The sequence below is a fragment of the Synergistes jonesii genome (assembly GCF_000712295.1).
Taxonomy (GTDB): Bacteria; Synergistota; Synergistia; order Synergistales; family Synergistaceae; genus Synergistes; species Synergistes jonesii.
Genome location: NZ_JMKI01000023.1, coordinates 1 through 2,263 on the forward strand (window position 1 = coordinate 1; position 2,263 = coordinate 2,263).

Consider the following 2,263-nt stretch of genomic DNA (forward strand, 5'->3'; position numbering starts at 1 on the left):
GCGATGGCAGAGGCGTAACGAAAGCCGAAGTCAACAGCGACGGAGACCTTGTGGTCAGCTACACAGACGGCGCCGACGAGAACGCCGGCCACGTCAAGGGCGCAGACGGTAAAGACGGTACAAACGGCGTCGACGGCAAAGACGGAGCCGACGGCAGAGGCGTAACGAAAGCCGAAGTCAACAGCGACGGAGACCTTGTAGTCAGCTACACAGACGGCGCCGACGAGAACGCCGGCCACGTCAAGGGCGCAGACGGTAAGGATGGTAAAGACGGAGCCGACGGCAGAGGCGTAACGAAAGCCGAAGTCAACAGCGACGGAGACCTTGTAGTCAGCTACACAGACGGCGCCGACGAGAACGCCGGCCACGTCAAGGGCGCAGACGGTAAAGACGGTACAAACGGCGTCGACGGCAAAGACGGAGCCGACGGCAGAGGCGTAACGAAAGCCGAAGTCAACAGCGACGGAGACCTTGTAGTCAGCTACACAGACGGCGCCGACGAGAACGCCGGCCACGTCAAGGGCGCAGACGGTAAAGACGGTACAAACGGCGTCGACGGCAAAGACGGAGCCGACGGCAGAGGCGTAACGAAAGCCGAAGTCAACAGCGACGGAGACCTTGTGGTCAGCTACACAGACGGCGCCGACGAGAACGCCGGCCACGTCAAGGGCGCAGACGGTAAGGATGGTAAAGACGGAGCCGACGGCAGAGGCGTAACGAAAGCCGAAGTCAACAGCGACGGAGACCTTGTAGTCAGCTACACAGACGGCGCCGACGAGAACGCCGGCCACGTCAAGGGCGCAGACGGTAAAGACGGTACAAACGGCGTCGACGGCAAAGACGGAGCCGACGGCAGAGGCGTAACGAAAGCCGAAGTCAACAGCGACGGAGACCTTGTGGTCAGCTACACGGACGGCGCCGACGAGAACGCCGGCCACGTCAAGGGCGCAGACGGTAAGGATGGTAAAGACGGAGCCGACGGCAAAGACGGTACAAACGGCGTCGACGGCAAGGACGGTAAAGACGGAGCCGACGGCAGAGGTGTAACGAAAGCCGAAGTCAACGACAAAGGTGAACTCGTCATCGACTACAGCGACGGCAAACAGGAAACAGCCGGAACAGTCAAAGGCGACAAAGGCGATCCTGGAGCTGACGGCAAAGACGGCGTTGATGGTAAAGACGGCAAAGACGGGTCCGACGGCAGAGGCATAACCAAAGCCGAAGTCAACAGCGACGGCGACCTGATCATCGACTACAGCGACAGCACCGACGAGAACGCTGGCCGCGTCAAAGGTGATAAAGGCGACCAGGGCAACACCGGAACGTCCGGAGCGGACGGCACCGGCATAACCAAAGCCGAAGTCAACAAAGAGGGCGACCTGATCATCGACTACACAGACGGCAGACATGAAAACGCCGGCCACGTAAGCGGCGAAGGCGGAAGCGGCAGCTGGGACATCTCCGTCAACGGCAAAACCGCCACCGTCGACAAAGACAACAACACAGTGGCGCTGAACGACGGCAAAAACATCGAAATCAAAGAGACGGCTGAAAGGAAATACAGCTTCAACGTCTCCGAGACGCCGGAATTCACCAGAGTAGACGTCAAAGGCGACGAAAACAACATCGGCATCGACAACGGCGGCAACAGAATCATCAACGTTGCGGACGGTGTTGAAAACAGCGACGCGGCAAACATCGGCCAGCTCAGCGCGGTCAGCGCCGACGTGGCGGACAACAGCACTAAAATCACCAACATAGCCGGAGACGTGTCGAACAACAGCACGAGAATCAACAACATCGCGTTAGACGTAACTAAAAACAGCACCAACATCGAAGCGATAAGCAAAGACATGAGCCTCGTCGTCAAATACGACGGAGCCGGCAAAGAGACAATCACCCTCGGCGGAGAAAACGGCACACAAATCAAAAACGTAGCCGCCGGCACAGAAGCGACGGACGCGGCAAACGTCGGCCAGCTCGACCAACTCAAAGCCAAAGGGCAAGACTACGCGGGAGACGCTGGAGATAAAATCCACAGAGACCTCGGCAGCCAGCTCAACATCAAAGGCGGCGCCACCTCCGTATCCGCGGCCGACAACATCGGAGTAATATCCGACGGAAACGACACGCTGAACATCAGACTCGCCAAAGACATCACAGGCATAGACAGCGTCAGCGTCAACAAAACCATCAGCGTAGCCGGAGGCACGACGATCACGAAAGAAGGCCTAGTCAGCAACGCCATCAAAATAAGCACAGC

General features: G+C 58.5%; 1 pseudogene. It reads left to right on the forward strand.

The features are described from left to right. Positions 1–2,263, forward strand: a pseudogene (locus EH55_RS13425) (hypothetical protein); the annotation flags it as partial.